Below are 15,506 nucleotides of genomic sequence, written 5' to 3'. Positions count from 1 at the left end.
CGCTGATGATCTTCCGGCGTGCGCTAGCCTCTCCCTGCACGCACCGGGAACGGTGCGACTGCGGACGTAGCGCAGCTGGTAGCGCATCACCTTGCCAAGGTGAGGGTCGCGGGTTCGAGTCCCGTCGTCCGCTCCACGTCACCAGGGCCGCCACCCGTCGCGGTGCCGCGCGAACCCTCTCTCCGGGTCGATCACCCGTACCGGATCCCCGCCACGGCTCAGCCGCGGGCGGCCTCCGGTGCGATGGCACAGCGCAGCCGGGCGGGCAGCGCCTGCGGGTCCGGCGCGCTCCCGTCCTGCAGCCAGCGGGTGACCGCGCGGACGTCGTCGGTGCTGCGGACCGGACCGACCGCGACCACCGGTGACTCGGGACGGGTGCGCGTCGCGTCGCACGCCTGCACCAGCACCATCAGGCCGGGCCGGCGCGTGGCGCACACGCCCGGGCCGAGCCGGCAGCCCGCGGTCACCAGCACCCCGTGCCGGCTGTCCTGCACGACCGCGCGCAGGCCCTCGACCAGCACCTCGTCGACGCCGGGCAGCGCGGCCACGGTGCCGCGGGCGTCCTCGTCGAAGCCGGACGGCGCGTGGGCGCAGGCCCCGCACCGGACCACCGTGAACCCGTCCACCGGCCACCCCTTCCTGCAAACAGGAATCGTTGTCGTTTAAGCTCGACGGTAACAGCCACGACGCAGGAGGAACACCGTGAAGCCCGGCATCCACCCCCCGTACGGCCCGGTCGTCTACCGCGACTCCTCGACCGGGGACCAGTTCCTGACCCGCTCCACCGAGACCTCGCGCGAGACGGTCGAGTGGTCCGACGGCAACACCTATCCGCTCGTCCGCGTCGACATGACCTCGGCGTCGCACCCGTTCTGGACCGGCAACTCCCGGGTGCTCGACGCCGCCGGCCAGGTCGAGAAGTTCCGCCGCCGCTTCGGGGAGCGCCGCCGCGGCTGAGCGGGCGTAGCGTCGGGAGGCATGCGCCGCCGGAGCCGCCGACGCGAGCCGGTCCGGGTCGTCACCGACCTGACCGAGCCGCTCGCGGTCGAGCACGGCCGCCGGATCCGGATCCGGCTGGTGGCGATGGTCGCCTGGATCGCGGGCTGGATCGTCGCCGGGGCCCTGTGGCGCGACGGGTGGCTGGCGACCGCGATCCTGCTGACGAGCGGGCCCGGGGTCTGGATCCTCTGGTGGCTGTTCGTGCCGTCACGCCCGCGCGGACGCCGTGAACCCGTCCCGCGGGCGGCACCGCGCGCCCTGCCCGGGCCGCCCGACCGGGAACGGTGATCGGGTGGGCGGCCACGGGGATCCGCGACCGCCCACCCTCGCGTCCGGCGTCACGGACCGGAGGGTCGTCGACGGCACGAGACTACACCAAGGTAAGCCTTACCTAATAGACGGCGCCAGCACGGTGCGCGGCAACAGGTCCGGGAAGTGCGAGCCGACCCGCTCGGAGTGCCGTCGCCACTCCCGCGGGTAGCCGAGCGACACCTCGACGAACGGCACGTCGTCGACCGTGACCGTGCGCGGGATGTGCAGGTGCCCGTGCACGACCGCCCGGGCGCGGTAGCGGCGGTGCCAGTCCGCGGTCGCCGTCGTGCCGCACCAGAGCGCGAACTCGGGGTACCGGAGGACGTCGCAGGGCTCGCGGACCAGCGGCCAGTGGTTGACCAGCACCGTCGGCAGCGCGGGGTCGAGCGCGTCGAGCCGGGCGGCGGTCGCCGTGACCCGGGCCGCGCTCCACGCGGCGCGCGAGGGGTACGGGTCGGGGTACATCAGGTGCTCGTCGGTGCACACGACACCGGCCGCGTAGGCCGCGGCCAGCCCCTCGTCCGGCGTCGCCGTGCCGGCGGGCAGGAACGAGTAGTCGTAGGGCACGAACAGCGGGGCGACGACGACCGGCCCGCCCGGCCCGTCCCACACCGGCCACTCGTCCTCCGGGGTCGACACACCCACCTCGCGGCAGCGGCGGACCAGCTCGTCGTAGCGGGCGACCCCGGCCAGGCGCTCGACGTCCTCGGCGCGGGCGTTCTTGCCGCGGGTCCAGAGCTCGTGGTTGCCCGGGGTCCACAGCACGGCCGCGAACCGCTCGCGCAGCGACGCCAGCGTCGCGACCACGCTCTCGATCCGCTCGTCGACGTCGCCCGCGACGACCAGCCAGTCCCCCGGGTGCCCCGGGCGCAGCGACTCGGTGATCGCGGCGTTCTCCGCGTGCCGGACGTGCAGGTCGCTGACGGCGAGCAGGCGCGGCTGCGCGGGGGCGGTCACACCCCCTTTCGTACCCGCCGCCGCCCGCCGATCCACGCCGGGGATGGCAGCCAGGACCTACCGGCGGTAACTTACTGGCGGTAGCCTCGACGGCGAGGCACGAGTGGGGAGGCCGGCATGGCGGCATCGCGGGGTGTACGACGGTGGATCCGGTGGCTGTTGCGCCACGGGGCGGTCCGGCGCGAGGTGTCGCGCCAGGCGGACAAGGGCGACCTCGGCGCCCGCATGATCATCAATCCGGACGCGGTGCGCGACCCCTACCCGGCCTACGAACAGATCCGCGCCCAGGGCCGGATGGTCCGCTCGGCACTGACCTGGACCACCGTCGACCACGAGATCACCACCGAGGTCCTGCGCAGCCCCGACTTCTGCGTCGGCCTGCGGATGCCGGAGAACGCGCCCGGCCTGCTGCGCGCGCTGCTCGCCGCGGGCGGGACCTGGCCGCTCGGGCCGGCCGAGCCGCCGTCGCTGCTCTCGATCGACCCGCCGGACCACAACCGGATCCGCAAGCTCGTCGCCCGCTCGTTCAGCGCGAAGGCGATCACCGGGCTGCGCGGGCGCACCGAGCAGGTCGCGGCCCAGCTGCTCGACGAGATGGAGGCCCGCACCGGCGCCGACCGCCGGGCCGACGTCATCGCGGACTACGCCGCGCTGCTGCCCGCGACCGTCATCGCCGAGATGCTCGGGGCGCCGGTCGAGATGCGCGAGAAGTTCCTCGAGTGGGGCGAGGGCGGCGCGTACTCGCTGGACATGGGCCTGGACTACGCCACCTTCCGCCGCTCCGAGCGCGACATCGACGCGCTCACCACGTGGATGACCGGGCACTTCGAGCGGCTGCGCCGCGAGCCCAACGACTCGATCCTGTCCTCGCTGGTCGCGGCGTACGACGCCGAGGAGGGCCGGCTCACCCAGGACGAGCTGCTGTCGCTGGCGATGCTGCTGCTCGCCGCCGGGTTCGAGACGACGGTCAACCTCATCGGCAACGGCACCCGCCTGCTGCTCGCCCACCCCGGCGAGCTGGCCCGGCTGCAGGCCGACCGGGCGCTGTGGCCCAACGCCGTCGACGAGATCCTGCGGGTCGACTCCCCCGTGCAGCGCACCGGCCGGGTCGCGGCCCGCGACACCGAGGTGTGCGGATTCCCCGTCCGGCGCGGCGCGCTGGTGCTCACCCACCTGGGCGGGGCGAACCGCGACCCGGCGGTGTTCCCCGACCCCGCCCGGTTCGACGTCGGGCGGGCGGGCGCCGACCGGCACGTCGCGTTCAGCCAGGGCATCCACTACTGCCTGGGCGCGGCCCTGGCGAAGATGGAGGGCGAGGTCGGGCTGCGGGCGTTGTTCGACCGCTACCCCGGCCTGCGCGCCGACGGCCCGCCGGAGCTGCGCGGCACGCGCGTCCTGCGCGGGTACCGCACGCTGCCGGTCCGGCTCGGCGAGGCCCGGGTCCCGGTCGGGGCCTGAGGCCCCGGCCGGGCTCAGACCCGGTTCGTCGCGCTGGTGACGGTCGTCGTCACCAGGCTGATGATCGACATGCCGATGACGAGGTGGATCACCGCGGTGGCGATCCGCACCGTCCACGGCTGCTCGGCGAGGATCAGCGGCGACACCGCGGCGAGCGCGGTGAGCAGCCCCGCGATCCAGCCGAAGTAGGACATCGGGCTGGGCACCGTGACCAGCAGCAGGTGCGCCAGCCCGGTCGCGGCCAGGCCGGCGATCGCCGCCCAGATCGTCAGGCTCTGCGCCGCGGCCCAGCCGTCGAGCGGCTCGGAGACCGCGGGGGCCAGGTACGGGATCTGCAGCAGCACCTGCAGGATCAGCAGCCCGACCAGGGCGATCAGCGCGGCGATCACCGCCGTCGCGACACCGCCGGCCCAGAGCCGGCCGGCCTGGATCCCGCTGAAGGACCTGGGACGGGCGGTCTCGCGGCCCAGCGCTCGGGTGCGGTCGTCGGCCTCGGACATCTCGTGCTCCCTCCCCGGTGACCCGGGATGATCACCCGGGGTGCGCAGGAGACTACGCCTCGCCGCCGGAGCGCGCGCCGGTCCTCTCCAGTGCGGCGAGCGCGGCCTGCGCATCGGCGACCACCCGGCGCCGCCGCCGCTCCAGCACCTCGCCGGACTCCGCGCCGGCGCCCATGTTGCCCTGGGCGTAGCGGGTCCAGACGCCGGTGCCGATGCACGCGCAGCGCCAGTGGGCGAACGCCACCCAGTACGGCAGCTGGTCCAGCGCGCGGCCGGACCGCTCGGCGTAGCGGGTGGCGACCAGGTCCCGGTCGGGCCAGCCGGGCGCCGCCGTCGGGCCGCTGGTGATCGCGGGCAGCGTGTCGCCCGGGCGTTCCCACGACGCGAGCAGCCACCCCAGGTCGGCCAGCGGCTCCCCCAGCGCAGCCAGCTCCCAGTCGAAGACGCCGGTGATCCGCCCGCCCCGGAACGCCAGGTTCCCCGGCCGGTAGTCGCCGTGTGCGATCCGCGGCCCCTCGGCCGGCTCCGGCGGCATCGCCGCGACCAGTGCGGCGTGCGCGGCGTCGATCGCGTCGAGATCGGTGAACGCGCCCGAGTGCGCCTGCCGGTGCCAGCGCCGCAGCTGCCGTTCCAGGTAGCGGCCGGGTCGCGCCAGGTCACCGAGCCCGACCTCGGCCGGGTCGACGGCGTGCAGCGCGGCCAGCACCTCGGCGGCGTCGAGCCCGCAGGCCCGCCGCTCGGTCTCCGGGACCGCCTCCCCCGCCGACCGGTCACCGGGCACGACGCCGTCGACCCAGCCCATGACGTAGAACCCGGCGCCGAGCACGGCGGTGTCGTCGCAGTAGGCGACCGGCTCGGCGAGCGGGACCGCGGTGCCGGCCAGCGCGGTGAGGAAGCGCCACTCCCGGCTCATGTCGTGGGCGGTGGCGAGCACGCCACCGGTCGGCGGGCGGCGCAGCGCGAACGGCGTGCCGTCGGCGCCGGTGATGCGGAAGGTCAGGTTGGAGTGCCCCCCGGAGATCCGCTCCACGGCCACCGGGCCGTCGCCGGTCCGCACCTGCGGCACCTGCGCCGCGAGCCAGCGGGTCAGGGCGACCGGGTCCACCCCGTCGTGTGCGTCGGTCATGCCCCGATGCAACATGATCGCCTCGCCCCCGGGCCACCCCCTGTTTCGCGACGCCCCATTGCGGGCACCTCTCGTGTGATCATGCATGCCGGTCGCGGCCCGCCATCCCGGTACGGGTGCCGCACCGGCGGGAGAGGAACACGTGAGCGACCAGATCAGTGTCACCCGCACCGTCGCGGCCTCGCCGCAGCAGCTGTTCGCGCTGCTGTCGACCCCGGCCCGGCACCAGGAGATCGACGGCGCCGACATGCTCCGCGGCGTGGACGGCGCGTCGGAGATCGGCGGTGTCGGCGACGAGTTCGTCATGAACATGCACAACGGCCAGCTCGGCGACTACCAGATGAAGAACACCGTCACCGCGTTCGAGACCGACCGCGTGATCGGCTGGGCCCCCGCGATGCACCCGATCGACCTGAAGAAGGACCAGATCGGCGACGTGCGCGCCGAGGGCCACACCTACACCTGGCACCTGGAGCCCGAGGGCGACGGCACGAAGGTCACCCAGGTCTACGACTGGAGCGGCGTGCAGGACCAGGACTTCCGGGGCTTCTTCCCGATGCTGTCCGAGGACCAGCTGGCCGACTCGATCGACAGGGCGGGCCGGGCCGCGTCCGCCTGAGCGACCCGCCACGACGGCGCCGCCCGCACCGCGCGGGGCGGCGCCGTCGTCGCGCTCAGGACGGCGCCAGCACGAGCCGGGCGAGCAGCCGGTCGGCCTCGGCGACCGGGTCCGCGGTGAGCCCGGCGTGCACCGGGCCGGGCCGCACGATCGTGCTGCGGGCGGTGGTCAGCCGCCGGAAGCGACGCCCGATGTCCTCCCCCGCCCCGGGCCCGCGGGCCGCCAGCGCACCGGTGGCGTGCCGGTCCGAGCGCGGCGGTTCGGGCACCGCGGCCACCGCGGCGACGGTCTCCAGCGCCTCGGCGACCGCGTCGGCGTCGGCCCGCGGGGCGAGCGCGGCCAGCCGGGCGCGGTCGAGGTGCACGCGGACGGCCAGCACGTCGCGGGCCCGGCAGTGCAGCAGCACCCCGGCGTTCATCGTCTCGCCGCGCTCGACGCACGGGACGACCTGCAGCAGTGCGTACTCGTAGGGCACCAGCGCGGTCACCGGACGCTCCCGCCGTCGCGCCCGGCGCCGCCGATGCGCAGCCACGGCGGGCGGCGCGGGGCCCGCCGCACCGGCCGCGGGCGGCCCGCCGCGACGGTCCGCGCCACCGCGGGCAGCCAGGCGTCGCGCTGCGCGACCCGGGCCAGCAGCGCATCGGCGTAGGCCTCGCGGACGGCGTCGGGGCCGTCGAACCCGTCGGGCAGGTGGGGGCCGTCGATCCACTCGTCGGGGACGAGCGCGACGACCTCGCCCAGCAGTGCCGGGGTGACCAGCGGGGCGAGCGCGGCGTCGGCGGCGTCGAGGTCGGGCGCGGAGCCCAGCAGCACGTGGTCGCCCGCGTCGAACGGGCGGCGGGCGAAGCGCGGTGCCGCCGACCAGTCGTGGGCGAAGGTCAGCGTCGCGCCGTGGTCGATCAGGTACGGGCTGCGGTGCCACAGCAGCATGTTGGAGTTGCGCCAGGACCGGTCGACGTTGCCGACCAGCGCGTCGAACCACAGCACGCGCCCGGCGAACCCCGGCCCCACGTCGAACGCGACCGGGTCCAGGTCGAGCGCGCCGGGCAGGAAGTCGACCGCGAGGTTGAGCCCGTCGGAGTGGCGCAGCAGCTCCTGGACCTCCTCGTCGGGCTCGGTGCGGCCCAGCCGCCCGTCGACGACGACCGTGGCCAGGCGCGGCACCGGCAGGCCCAGCGCGCGGGCCAGCTCGCCGGCGACGACCTCGTTGACCAGGACCGGGCGGCCCTGCCCGGCGCCGGTGAACTTCACGGCGTAGGTGCCCAGGTCGTCGGCCTCCATCAGCCCCGGCAGCGACCCGCCCTCGCGCAGCGGCGTGACGTAGCGGACGGCGGTCAGCCGGGGCAGCGTCCGGGCCGGCTCGGAGGTCACCCGCGGAGGCTATCGGGGCGCGCACGACACGAACGGCCCGCATCCCGTGGCGTCGGGATGCGGGCCGTCGTCGTGCTCGCCGGGGGTCGGCGGGGTCACCGGTCCGCCCGGCATCGGGGCGCGCGGGCGGACCGGGAGGTCGTCAGACCGAGACGGTCTGGCGCGGGATGGCCTGGGTCTGCTCCATCCGGCGGGCGGACTGGCGGGAGAGCACCTCGTCGAGGCTGAACCGGCCGGCGCCGGTGGACATCAGGATCAGGGTCGCGCAGATGATCGTGCCGACCAGCGCCCAGCCGTTGTCGGCCATGAACAGGCCGTTCTTGCCGTGGACGAACCAGATCGCGCCGCACATCACGAAGGTCATCAGCGCGCCGGGCACCACCATGCGCAGGCCGAGCGCGACCGACAGCGAGAACACGAGCTCCACGACGATCGTGAACGAGGCCGCGCCGATGGCCAGCGGGATGCCGAACTTCGCGAAGACCGTCGCCGTGTCGAAGAGACCGGCGTCGATCTTCTTCCACGAGTGCATGACCATGATGTAGGCGAGCACGAGACGGGCGACGAGCAGGACGACGTCGCGCGGGGTTCCGGTCAGGGAGCGGTACACGGTTCCTCCAGGTACGAGCTGATCACCGCGGGTGACCTCGTCACCACGGACTGCACAAGACCCTAAGCGCACGAACCCGCTCCGCCACCCGGTTCAGCGACTCTGCGCGACGAGACGGCCGCACCGCGCGACGAGATGCGCGCCACGGTGTGTCACCCGTACGGGGCCCGCCGCGACCGGTGCGTTCGGCGGCACGACCGGTCGAACGGCGGCCGGCGACCTCCCGCCCTCCGGATCGCCGCAGGTCACGAGCACGCAGCGTGCCACCCGGCACCGGCCCGTCACCCGGACGTCGTAGTGACACGCGCCTCACCCGGTCCGGTGTCACCCACGGTCGGGCCGGGGTGCAGTCCGGCGATGCGGACACACCGCTCGTCCCACCGGCGGCCGGTCGCGACGGGCGGTACGCCCGGGCGGCCCAGCGCCCTGCACCGGTGCCGCGGACCGGTGCGCCGCCGGTGGTCGTGTCGGCGCGCCCGGGGTGGGGTGCTGCGCCATGATGGCGGCCGTGTCCGACACGAACAGCAGAGACATCACGGCGACGCGGGAATGGACGGCGCTGACCGAGCACGCTGCGGAGGTCGAGCCACGGCACCTGCGGTCGCTGTTCGACGACGACCCGGGGCGGGCGACGGCACTGACCGCCGAGGGCGCCGACCTCGTGCTCGACTACTCCAAGCACCGCGTCACCCGCGACACCGTCGGCCTGCTCGCCGCGCTGGCCCGGGCGGCCGGGCTGCCCGCGCGCACCGAGGCGATGTTCACCGGCGAGCACGTCAACACCTCCGAGGACCGCGCGGTGCTGCACACCGCGCTGCGGCTGCCGCGCGACGCGTCGCTGACCGTCGACGGCCAGGACGTCGTCGCCGACGTGCACGAGGTGCTCGACCGGATGGGCGCGTTCACCGACGCCGTCCGCTCCGGGGAGTGGACCGGGTTCACCGGTCAGCGCATCCGCACCGTGGTCAACATCGGCATCGGCGGCTCGGACCTCGGCCCGGTCATGGCCTACGAGGCGCTGCGCGACTACGCCCTGCGCGAGCTCGAGTGCCGGTTCGTGTCCAACATCGACCCGACCGACCTCGTCGAGAAGACCCGCGACCTGGACCCGGCGACCACGCTGTTCGTGGTCTCGTCCAAGACCTTCACCACCCAGGAGACGCTGACCAACGCCCGCAACGCGCGGGCCTGGCTGCTCGACGGGCTGGGCACCGGCTCCACCGACGCCGTCGCCCGGCACTTCGCCGCGGTCTCGACCAACGCGGAGAAGGTGTCGGAGTTCGGCATCTCCACCGACAACATGTTCGGCTTCTGGGACTGGGTCGGCGGGCGCTACTCGCTCGACTCCGCCATCGGCCTGTCGCTGATGTGCGCCATCGGCCGGGAGCACTTCGCGCAGTTCCTGGCCGGGATGCACGCCATGGACGTCCACTTCCGCGAGACGCCGCTGGAGCAGAACCTGCCGGTGATCGCCGGGATGCTCGGCATCTGGTACTCGAACTTCTTCGGCGCCGACACCCGCGCGGTGCTCCCCTACTCCCAGTACCTGCACCGGCTGCCCGCCTACCTGCAGCAGCTGACGATGGAGTCCAACGGCAAGTCCGTCCGCCGGGACGGCACCCCGGTGACGACGACGACCGGCGAGATCTTCTGGGGCGAGCCCGGGACCAACGGGCAGCACGCGTTCTACCAGCTGCTGCACCAGGGCACCCGGCTCGTGCCGTGCGACTTCATCGGCTTCGCCCGCCCGCACCACGACCTGCCCGGCGAGGGCGAGGCCGACATGCACGACCTGTTCATGGCGAACCTGTTCGCACAGTCCGCGGCGCTCGCGTTCGGCAAGACCGCCGCCGAGGTCGAGGCGGACGGCACGCCCGCGGCGATCGTGCCGCACAAGGTGATGCCGGGGAACCGGCCGTCGTCGACGATCCTCGCCGAGCGGCTGACCCCGTCGGTGCTGGGGCAGCTCATCGCCTTCTACGAGCACGTGACGTTCGTCGAGGGCGTGATCTGGGGGATCGACTCCTTCGACCAGTGGGGCGTCGAGCTGGGCAAGGTCATGGCGAAGCAGTTCGGCCCCGCCCTCTACGCCGCCGACCCGCCGGACGCGCAGGAGGCGGGTCTCGACGGCTCCACCGCCGCCCTCGTCGGCCGCTACCGCGCCTGGCGCGGCCGCTGACCCGTCTCCCGTCCGGCGCGACCGTGCCCGCCGGGTGAGAATCCGGCCATGGACGACCGGGGACGACCGCCGCTGCCGGCCCGCCTGACCGGGCCGGTGGCGGCGGTGCTGCTCGTGCTGGCCGCCGTGCTCGTCGCCGTCGCGGCGACCGGCGGGCTGCAGGGCGGGGACACCGCGACGGCGGTCGGGCTGGCCGCCGACCGGATCCCGGGTGTCACGACCCTGGCCCTGGTCGTCACCGAGCTCGGCAACACCGTGGGCAGCACGGTGGTCGGGCTGGCGGGCGGGGCGCTGCTCGCCGGGCGCGGGCACCGCGCCGCCGGCCTGTGCCTGGCGGCGGTCCCGCTGGTCGCGAGCGTGGTGTTCACCGTCGTCAAGCGGCTCGTGGACCGGGCGCGCCCCCCGGCGGACCTGCAGGTGCTGGCCGTCGCCAACGAGTCGCTGCCGTCCGGGCACGCCACGATGGTCGCCGCCGCCTGGACGACGCTGGTGCTCGTGACCTGGCCGCTGCTCGCGGCACGGGGACGGGTGCTGCTCGCCGGGTTCGCCGTGCTGTGGGCGGGTGCGGTCGGGTTCACCCGGATCTACCTGGGCGTGCACTGGCTGTCCGACGTGCTCGCCGGGTGGGCGCTCGGGGCCGGGCTCGCGTTCGCCGGCACCACCGCACTGGCCGTGGTCACCGCGCGCCGGCGGGTGGGCGCGGCCTGAGCCCCGTCCCGGCGCCGGGCACCGGCGGCGTCACCACCGTCTCCGCCGGCCGAGGTGGCCGGACCGTCCCGGGAGGACCGATGAGAGCCGTCGAGTTCGGCACCGACCGCACCGCCCGCGTCGTCGACGTGGCCCCGCCCCGCCCGGATGCGGGCGAGGTGACCGTCCGCATCACCTCGGCCGGGGTCTGCGGGTCCGACGTCACCGCGCTGCGGGGGGTGCACCCCTTCCGGGTGCCGCCGCTGATCACCGGGCACGAGGGCGGCGGGATCGTCACCGCCGTCGGCGACGGGGTCGACCCGTCCTGGCGGGGCCGCCCGGTCGCGCTGGAGCCCCAGCGGGCCTGCGGGCGCTGCGCCCCGTGCACGACGGGTCTGGTCCACCTGTGCCGCGACCGGCTCATGCTCGGCATGGCGGGCTGGCCGGGGACCCTCGCCGAGCAGGTCACCGCCCCCGTCTCCTGCCTGCACCCGGTCGACGACGCCGTGCCCGCCGCGCTGCTCGCGCTGGCCGAGCCGCTGGCCGTCGCCGAGCACGCCGTCGCGGCGGGGCCCGCGCCCCGCGGGGCGCGGGTGGCCGTGCTGGGCGGCGGCCCGATCGGGGCGCTGCTCGTGCACCTGGCCGCGACCGGCGGTGCGGAGCACCTGCTCGCCACCGACCCGCGGGCGGCCAGCCGGGAGGCCTGCACGCGCGTCGGGGCGCACGCGACCGCCGACCCGACGACCGACGGGTGGCGCGACGCGGTGCGCGGCGACGGGTTCGACCTCGTCCACGTCGCCGCGACGGCCCCCGGGATCCTCGACGACGCCGTCGCGCTGCTGCGCCCGCGCGGCACCGTCGTCGTGGTCGGGCTGTTCGCCGGGCCGGTCACCTTCGACGTCGCCGCGCTGCAGCAGGACGAGAAGTCGCTGGTCGGGTCCACCGTCTACACCGCCGACGACTTCGCCGCCGCCGCCCGCGGGCTCGGCGAGCACTGGCGCACCCTGGCCGGCCTGGTCACCGACGGCGGGGGGCTCGACGGCGCCGTCGCGTTCCTGCGGGCCGCGCTGGACGGCCGCTCCGACGACGTCGTCAAGCTGCTCGTCGACCCGGCGGACGGTGCCCGGTGACCGGCACCCGCGACCCCCGGCGCGTCACCGCCGTCTACGACATCGAGGCCGTCGACCCCGAGCGGTCGGCCGCCGGGCTGGCCGGGGAGCAGTCCAGCGGCACCTTCACCGCCGTGCCGGGTGAGACCGACGCGCTGCGCGAACGCCACGGCGCCCAGGTCGTCGCCCTCGACGTCGGCGAGGAACGCGCCCCCTCGCTGCCGACCCGGTTCGCACCGGAGCGGGTGCGCCCGGCCCGCGCGACCGTCGAGTTCCCGATGGAGAACGTCGGCACCGACCTCGCGACGCTGCTCACCGCCGTCGCCGGGAACCTGTTCGAGCTGGGCGACCTCACCGCCTGCCGGCTGTCGTCGCTGACGCTGCCCGGGGAGTTCGTCGCCGCGCACCCCGGCCCCGCGTTCGGCGTGCCCGGCACCCGCGAGCTGATCGGCGGCGCCGGGGGCGTGCTGGTCGGGACGATCGTCAAACCCAACGTCGGGCTCGACGAGGACGGTTTCCGCTCCGTCGTGCGCGAGCTGGCCCGCGCCTCGATCGACCTGATCAAGGACGACGAGCTGATGACCGACCCCGCGTACCTGCCGCTGGCGACGCGGGTCCGGATCGCCACCGAGGAGATCGCCGCCGCCGAGCAGATCACCGGCCACCCGACGATGTACGCGTTCAACATCACCGGCGACCTGGCCGGGCTGCGGGCGCGGCACGACACCGTGGTCGCCGCCGGGGGCCGCTGCGTGATGCTGTCGGTGCCGATGATGGGGCTGCCCGCGCTGGCGTGGCTGCGCTCCTTCGCCGAGGTCCCGATCCACGGCCACCGGGCCGGGCTGGCCGCCCAGATGCGCCACCCCGCGCTCGGGGTGGACTACACGGCCTGGCAGCAGCTGGCCCGCCTCGCCGGGGCCGACCACGTGCACGTCAGCGGGCTGGGCAGCAAGTTCTCCGAGACCGACGACCAGGTCGCCGCGAACATCCGCAGCCTGCAGGCCCCGCTCGGGGAGACCCTGCCGGTGCTGCCGACGCTGTCGTCGGGGCAGACCGTGCACACCCCCGCCCCCACCTTCGCCGCCGTCGGCTCGACCGACCTGCTCATGCTGGCCGGGGGCGGGATCGTCGGGCACCCGGGCGGGCCCGGCGACGGGGTGCGGGCGCTGCGGGCGGCGTGGGACGCGGCCCGCTCCGGGACCCCGCTGGCGCAGGCCGCCCGGTCGGTGCCCGAGCTGGCGGCGGTGCTGTCGTGAGCGGGCCGGTGGTCGGGTTCTTCGCCGACGACCTCACCGGCGCCTCCGACGTGCTCGTGCAGGCCCACGGCGGCGGGCTGTCCGCGGCGCTGGTGCTCGACCCGGCGGGCGGGCTGCCGGACACCGACGTCGTCGGCGTCGCCGGGACCGCCCGGTCGCTGGCCGGCGACGAGCTCGACGCCGCCGTCCGCGCGGGGGTCGCGCCGCTGGTCGCGGCCGCCCCGCAGGTGCTGCTCTACAAGGTCTGCTCCACCTTCGACTCCTCGGCCACCGTCGGCAGCATCGGGCGCGGCATCGAGCTGCTGCACGAGGCGGTGCCCGGGCACGGGCCGGTGCCGGTCGCGCCCGCGCAGCCCTCGGCGGGGCGCCACACCGCGTTCGGCAACCACTTCGGCCGCTCGGGCGACGCGGTGCACCGCCTCGACCGGCACCCGGTCATGTCGCGGCACCCGGTCACGCCGATGCACGAGGCGGACCTGCGCCGCGTGCTGGCCGGGCAGCTCACCGGCGCCCCGGACGTGGCCCTGCTCGACCTGCCCGGGCACGCCGGCTTCGACGGGCACTGGGCCCGGCTGCGGGCCGGGCACGGCCCGGCGTTCGTCGTCGACGCCGTCACCGACGAGGACCTCGACCGGGTCGCCGCCGCGCTGCTCGCCGACCCGGCCGCGCCGTCGCTGGTCGTCGGGTCCGGCGGGATCATGGCCGCGCTCGCCCGCCGCCGCGGGTCCGGCGCCCCGCCCGGCGACGGCGACCGGGGCGCCACCGGCCCGGTGCTGGCCGTCAGCGCGTCGGCGTCGGCGGTGACCGGGGACCAGATCGACGACGCACTGGGCCGCGGCTGGACCGGGGTGCCCGTCCCCGCCGGCGCCGGGCAGCAGGACGCCGAGGCACGGGCGGGCGACGCGGTCACCGCGGCGCTGCGGCGCGGTGAGGACGTCGTCGCCTACACCGTCCGCGGGCCCGACGACCCCGCGCTGCGCCACGACGGCGCCGACCCCGCCGCCACCGGCGCCCGGATCGGGCGGCTCGCCGCGGCCGCCGTCACCGGGGGCCTGACCGGCGACGTCGTCGTGTGCGGCGGCGACACCTCCGGCCACGCGCTGGTCGCGATGGGGGCGCGGGAGCTGCGCGTCGTCGCGCCGTTCGTGCCGCTCGCGCCGGTCTGCCGGGTCACCGACGGCCCGCAGGCACTGACCGGGTGCCGGCTCGTGCTCAAGGGCGGCCAGGCCGGGCCGCCCGACGTCCTGCACCGCTTCGCGGCCGGGCGGCCCCGGTGAGGGCCGTGCTCAAGCCCGCGGCCGGGCCGGGCGTGGCCTACCGCGACGACGTCGCCGAGCCGCGGGCCGGGGCCGGCGAGGTCCTGCTCGCGGTCGAGGCGGCGTCGCTGTGCGGGACCGACCGGGAGCTCGCCGCGTGGGGCTCCGCGGCGCAGGCGTTCGCGCCGGCCCTGCCGGTGGTGCTCGGCCACGAGGGCGCGGGCACCGTGCTGGAGATCGGGCCCGGCGTCGAGGGACTGCGCGCCGGGGACCGCGTCGCGCTGGAGAGCCACCTCGCGTGCGGGCTGTGCGTGCCCTGCCGGACCGGGTGGGCGCACGCCTGCGAGCGGACCCGCATCCTCGGGATGCACGTCGACGGCGTGTTCGCCGAGCGGGTCGCCGTCCCGGCCGGGATCTGCGTCGCGGTGCCCGACGGCGTCGGCCCGCAGACGGCGGCGCTGCTGGAGTCCGCGGGCGTGGCGATGCACGCGGTGCAGCGCTGCGGGTACGCCGTCGCCGGGCGGTCCGTGCTGGTCAGCGGCTGCGGGCCGGTCGGGCTGGCGGTGGTCCACCTGTCACGGGTGCTCGGCGCCGCGCACGTCGTCGCGGTGGAACCGAACCCCGCCCGCCGCGCCCGGGCGCAGGCGTTCGGCGCGGTCGCGCTCGACCCGGCCGCCGGCGACGTCGTCGCCACCTGCCGCGACCTGGCCGGGCGGCGCGGCGGGTTCGACGTCGCCGTCGAGTGCTCCGGCGCGCCCGGCACGCTCGACCCGCTGCTCGCCTCGCTCGCGGTCGGCGCGACGCTGGTGACCGTGGGCCATCCCGGGCGGCCCGCCGCGGTCGACCTCGCCGCGCACGTGAACCGGCGCCAGATCGAGGTCCGCGGGATCTTCGGGCGACGGCTGTGGGACACCTGGGAGGACCTGCTGCTGCTCGTCGGGTCCGGGCGGGTGGAGCTGGACCGGCTGGTCACCCACCGGCTGCCGCTGTCCGCCGTGGACGAGGCGCTGGGGCTGCTCACCGGCGACGCCGGCAAGGTCCTGCTGCTGCCCGGCCTCGGCTGAGCC

Annotated in this window: 17 protein-coding genes and 1 tRNA gene; 11 read left to right on the top strand and 7 right to left on the bottom strand. The window is 75.9% G+C overall.

Annotated elements, in window-relative coordinates:
• Positions 1-60: 60 nt before the first annotated feature.
• A tRNA-Gly gene (locus tag WJX68_RS00590) sits at positions 61-136 on the top strand.
• A gap of 82 nt (positions 137-218) precedes the next feature.
• Here WJX68_RS00590 and WJX68_RS00585 read toward each other — a convergent pair.
• Positions 219-626: a hypothetical protein gene (locus tag WJX68_RS00585; protein ID WP_340285453.1), complete on the bottom strand. Its 408-nt coding sequence runs from the start codon at positions 624-626 to the stop codon at positions 219-221.
• A 76-nt stretch (positions 627-702) separates the two neighbouring features.
• Between WJX68_RS00585 and WJX68_RS00580 the strand changes: the two genes are divergently transcribed.
• A complete protein-coding gene (locus tag WJX68_RS00580) occupies positions 703-957 on the top strand; it encodes a type B 50S ribosomal protein L31 (protein ID WP_340285452.1) in 255 nt (84 codons plus the stop codon).
• A 21-nt stretch (positions 958-978) separates the two neighbouring features.
• Positions 979-1,287: a hypothetical protein gene (locus WJX68_RS00575; protein WP_340285451.1), complete on the top strand. Its 309-nt coding sequence runs from the start codon at positions 979-981 to the stop codon at positions 1,285-1,287.
• Between the two features lie 99 nt (positions 1,288-1,386).
• On the opposite strand, the gene WJX68_RS00570 is transcribed toward WJX68_RS00575, so the two are convergent.
• Positions 1,387-2,268: a metallophosphoesterase family protein gene (locus tag WJX68_RS00570; RefSeq protein ID WP_340285450.1), complete on the bottom strand. Its 882-nt coding sequence runs from the start codon at positions 2,266-2,268 to the stop codon at positions 1,387-1,389.
• A gap of 117 nt (positions 2,269-2,385) precedes the next feature.
• Here WJX68_RS00570 and WJX68_RS00565 point away from each other — a divergent pair, with 117 nt between their 5' ends.
• Complete coding sequence (locus WJX68_RS00565) at positions 2,386-3,726, top strand: cytochrome P450 (RefSeq protein WP_340285449.1); 1,341 nt, start codon at positions 2,386-2,388, stop codon at positions 3,724-3,726.
• 14 nt (positions 3,727-3,740) lie between these two features.
• Here the strand turns inward: WJX68_RS00565 and WJX68_RS00560 are convergent, their stop codons facing one another.
• Both WJX68_RS00560 and WJX68_RS00555 read right to left on the bottom strand, forming a co-directional pair.
• On the bottom strand, positions 3,741-4,226 hold the full coding sequence (locus WJX68_RS00560; RefSeq protein WP_340285448.1) for a DUF6069 family protein: 486 nt from the start codon (positions 4,224-4,226) through the stop codon (positions 3,741-3,743).
• 52 nt (positions 4,227-4,278) lie between these two features.
• The gene (locus tag WJX68_RS00555) at positions 4,279-5,352 is read right to left on the bottom strand and encodes a phosphotransferase family protein (protein WP_340285447.1); all 1,074 of its coding nucleotides are present in this window, start codon (positions 5,350-5,352) and stop codon (positions 4,279-4,281) included.
• A gap of 142 nt (positions 5,353-5,494) precedes the next feature.
• On the opposite strand from WJX68_RS00555, the gene WJX68_RS00550 reads away from it, so the two are divergent.
• A complete protein-coding gene (locus WJX68_RS00550; protein ID WP_340285446.1) occupies positions 5,495-5,971 on the top strand; it encodes an SRPBCC family protein in 477 nt (158 codons plus the stop codon).
• Between the two features lie 55 nt (positions 5,972-6,026).
• Here WJX68_RS00550 and WJX68_RS00545 read toward each other — a convergent pair whose 3' ends face one another.
• From WJX68_RS00545 to WJX68_RS00535, 3 genes are all read right to left on the bottom strand, one after another.
• On the bottom strand, positions 6,027-6,458 hold the full coding sequence (locus WJX68_RS00545; protein ID WP_340285445.1) for a DUF3037 domain-containing protein: 432 nt from the start codon (positions 6,456-6,458) through the stop codon (positions 6,027-6,029).
• Positions 6,455-7,342: a HipA family kinase gene (locus tag WJX68_RS00540; protein ID WP_340285444.1), complete on the bottom strand. Its 888-nt coding sequence runs from the start codon at positions 7,340-7,342 to the stop codon at positions 6,455-6,457. Before WJX68_RS00540 ends, WJX68_RS00545 begins: the two co-directional genes overlap by 4 nt.
• Positions 7,343-7,484: 142 nt before the next feature.
• Positions 7,485-7,952 (bottom strand): DoxX family protein, encoded by a 468-nt coding sequence (locus WJX68_RS00535; protein ID WP_340285443.1) that lies wholly within the window; start codon positions 7,950-7,952, stop codon positions 7,485-7,487.
• A 508-nt stretch (positions 7,953-8,460) separates the two neighbouring features.
• On the opposite strand from WJX68_RS00535, the gene pgi reads away from it, so the two are divergent.
• The 6 genes from pgi to WJX68_RS00505 all read left to right on the top strand — a co-directional run bounded on the left by pgi (position 8,461) and on the right by WJX68_RS00505 (position 15,503).
• Positions 8,461-10,131 (top strand): glucose-6-phosphate isomerase, encoded by a 1,671-nt coding sequence (pgi, locus tag WJX68_RS00530; protein WP_422785627.1) that lies wholly within the window; start codon positions 8,461-8,463, stop codon positions 10,129-10,131.
• A gap of 48 nt (positions 10,132-10,179) precedes the next feature.
• The gene (locus tag WJX68_RS00525; protein WP_340285442.1) at positions 10,180-10,839 is read left to right on the top strand and encodes a phosphatase PAP2 family protein; all 660 of its coding nucleotides are present in this window, start codon (positions 10,180-10,182) and stop codon (positions 10,837-10,839) included.
• An 80-nt stretch (positions 10,840-10,919) separates the two neighbouring features.
• Positions 10,920-11,948, top strand: a complete 1,029-nt coding sequence (locus tag WJX68_RS00520; protein WP_340285441.1) for a zinc-dependent alcohol dehydrogenase — start codon at positions 10,920-10,922, stop codon at positions 11,946-11,948.
• Positions 11,945-13,183 (top strand): RuBisCO large subunit C-terminal-like domain-containing protein, encoded by a 1,239-nt coding sequence (locus WJX68_RS00515; protein WP_340285440.1) that lies wholly within the window; start codon positions 11,945-11,947, stop codon positions 13,181-13,183. Before WJX68_RS00520 ends, WJX68_RS00515 begins: the two co-directional genes overlap by 4 nt.
• On the top strand, positions 13,180-14,460 hold the full coding sequence (locus tag WJX68_RS00510) for a four-carbon acid sugar kinase family protein (protein ID WP_340285439.1): 1,281 nt from the start codon (positions 13,180-13,182) through the stop codon (positions 14,458-14,460). The genes WJX68_RS00515 and WJX68_RS00510 overlap by 4 nt, the downstream gene beginning before the upstream one ends.
• A 5-nt stretch (positions 14,461-14,465) precedes the next feature.
• Positions 14,466-15,503, top strand: coding sequence for a zinc-dependent alcohol dehydrogenase (locus WJX68_RS00505; RefSeq protein WP_340285438.1), 1,038 nt, complete (start codon positions 14,466-14,468; stop codon positions 15,501-15,503).
• Positions 15,504-15,506: the final 3 nt, after the last annotated feature.

The sequence above is a fragment of the Pseudonocardia spirodelae genome, assembly GCF_037727765.1.
In the GTDB taxonomy this organism is placed as follows: Bacteria; Actinomycetota; Actinomycetes; order Mycobacteriales; family Pseudonocardiaceae; genus Pseudonocardia; species Pseudonocardia spirodelae.
The sequence above is the reverse complement of the archived record's forward strand: the minus strand, read 5'-3'. Positions and strand labels throughout refer to the sequence as shown.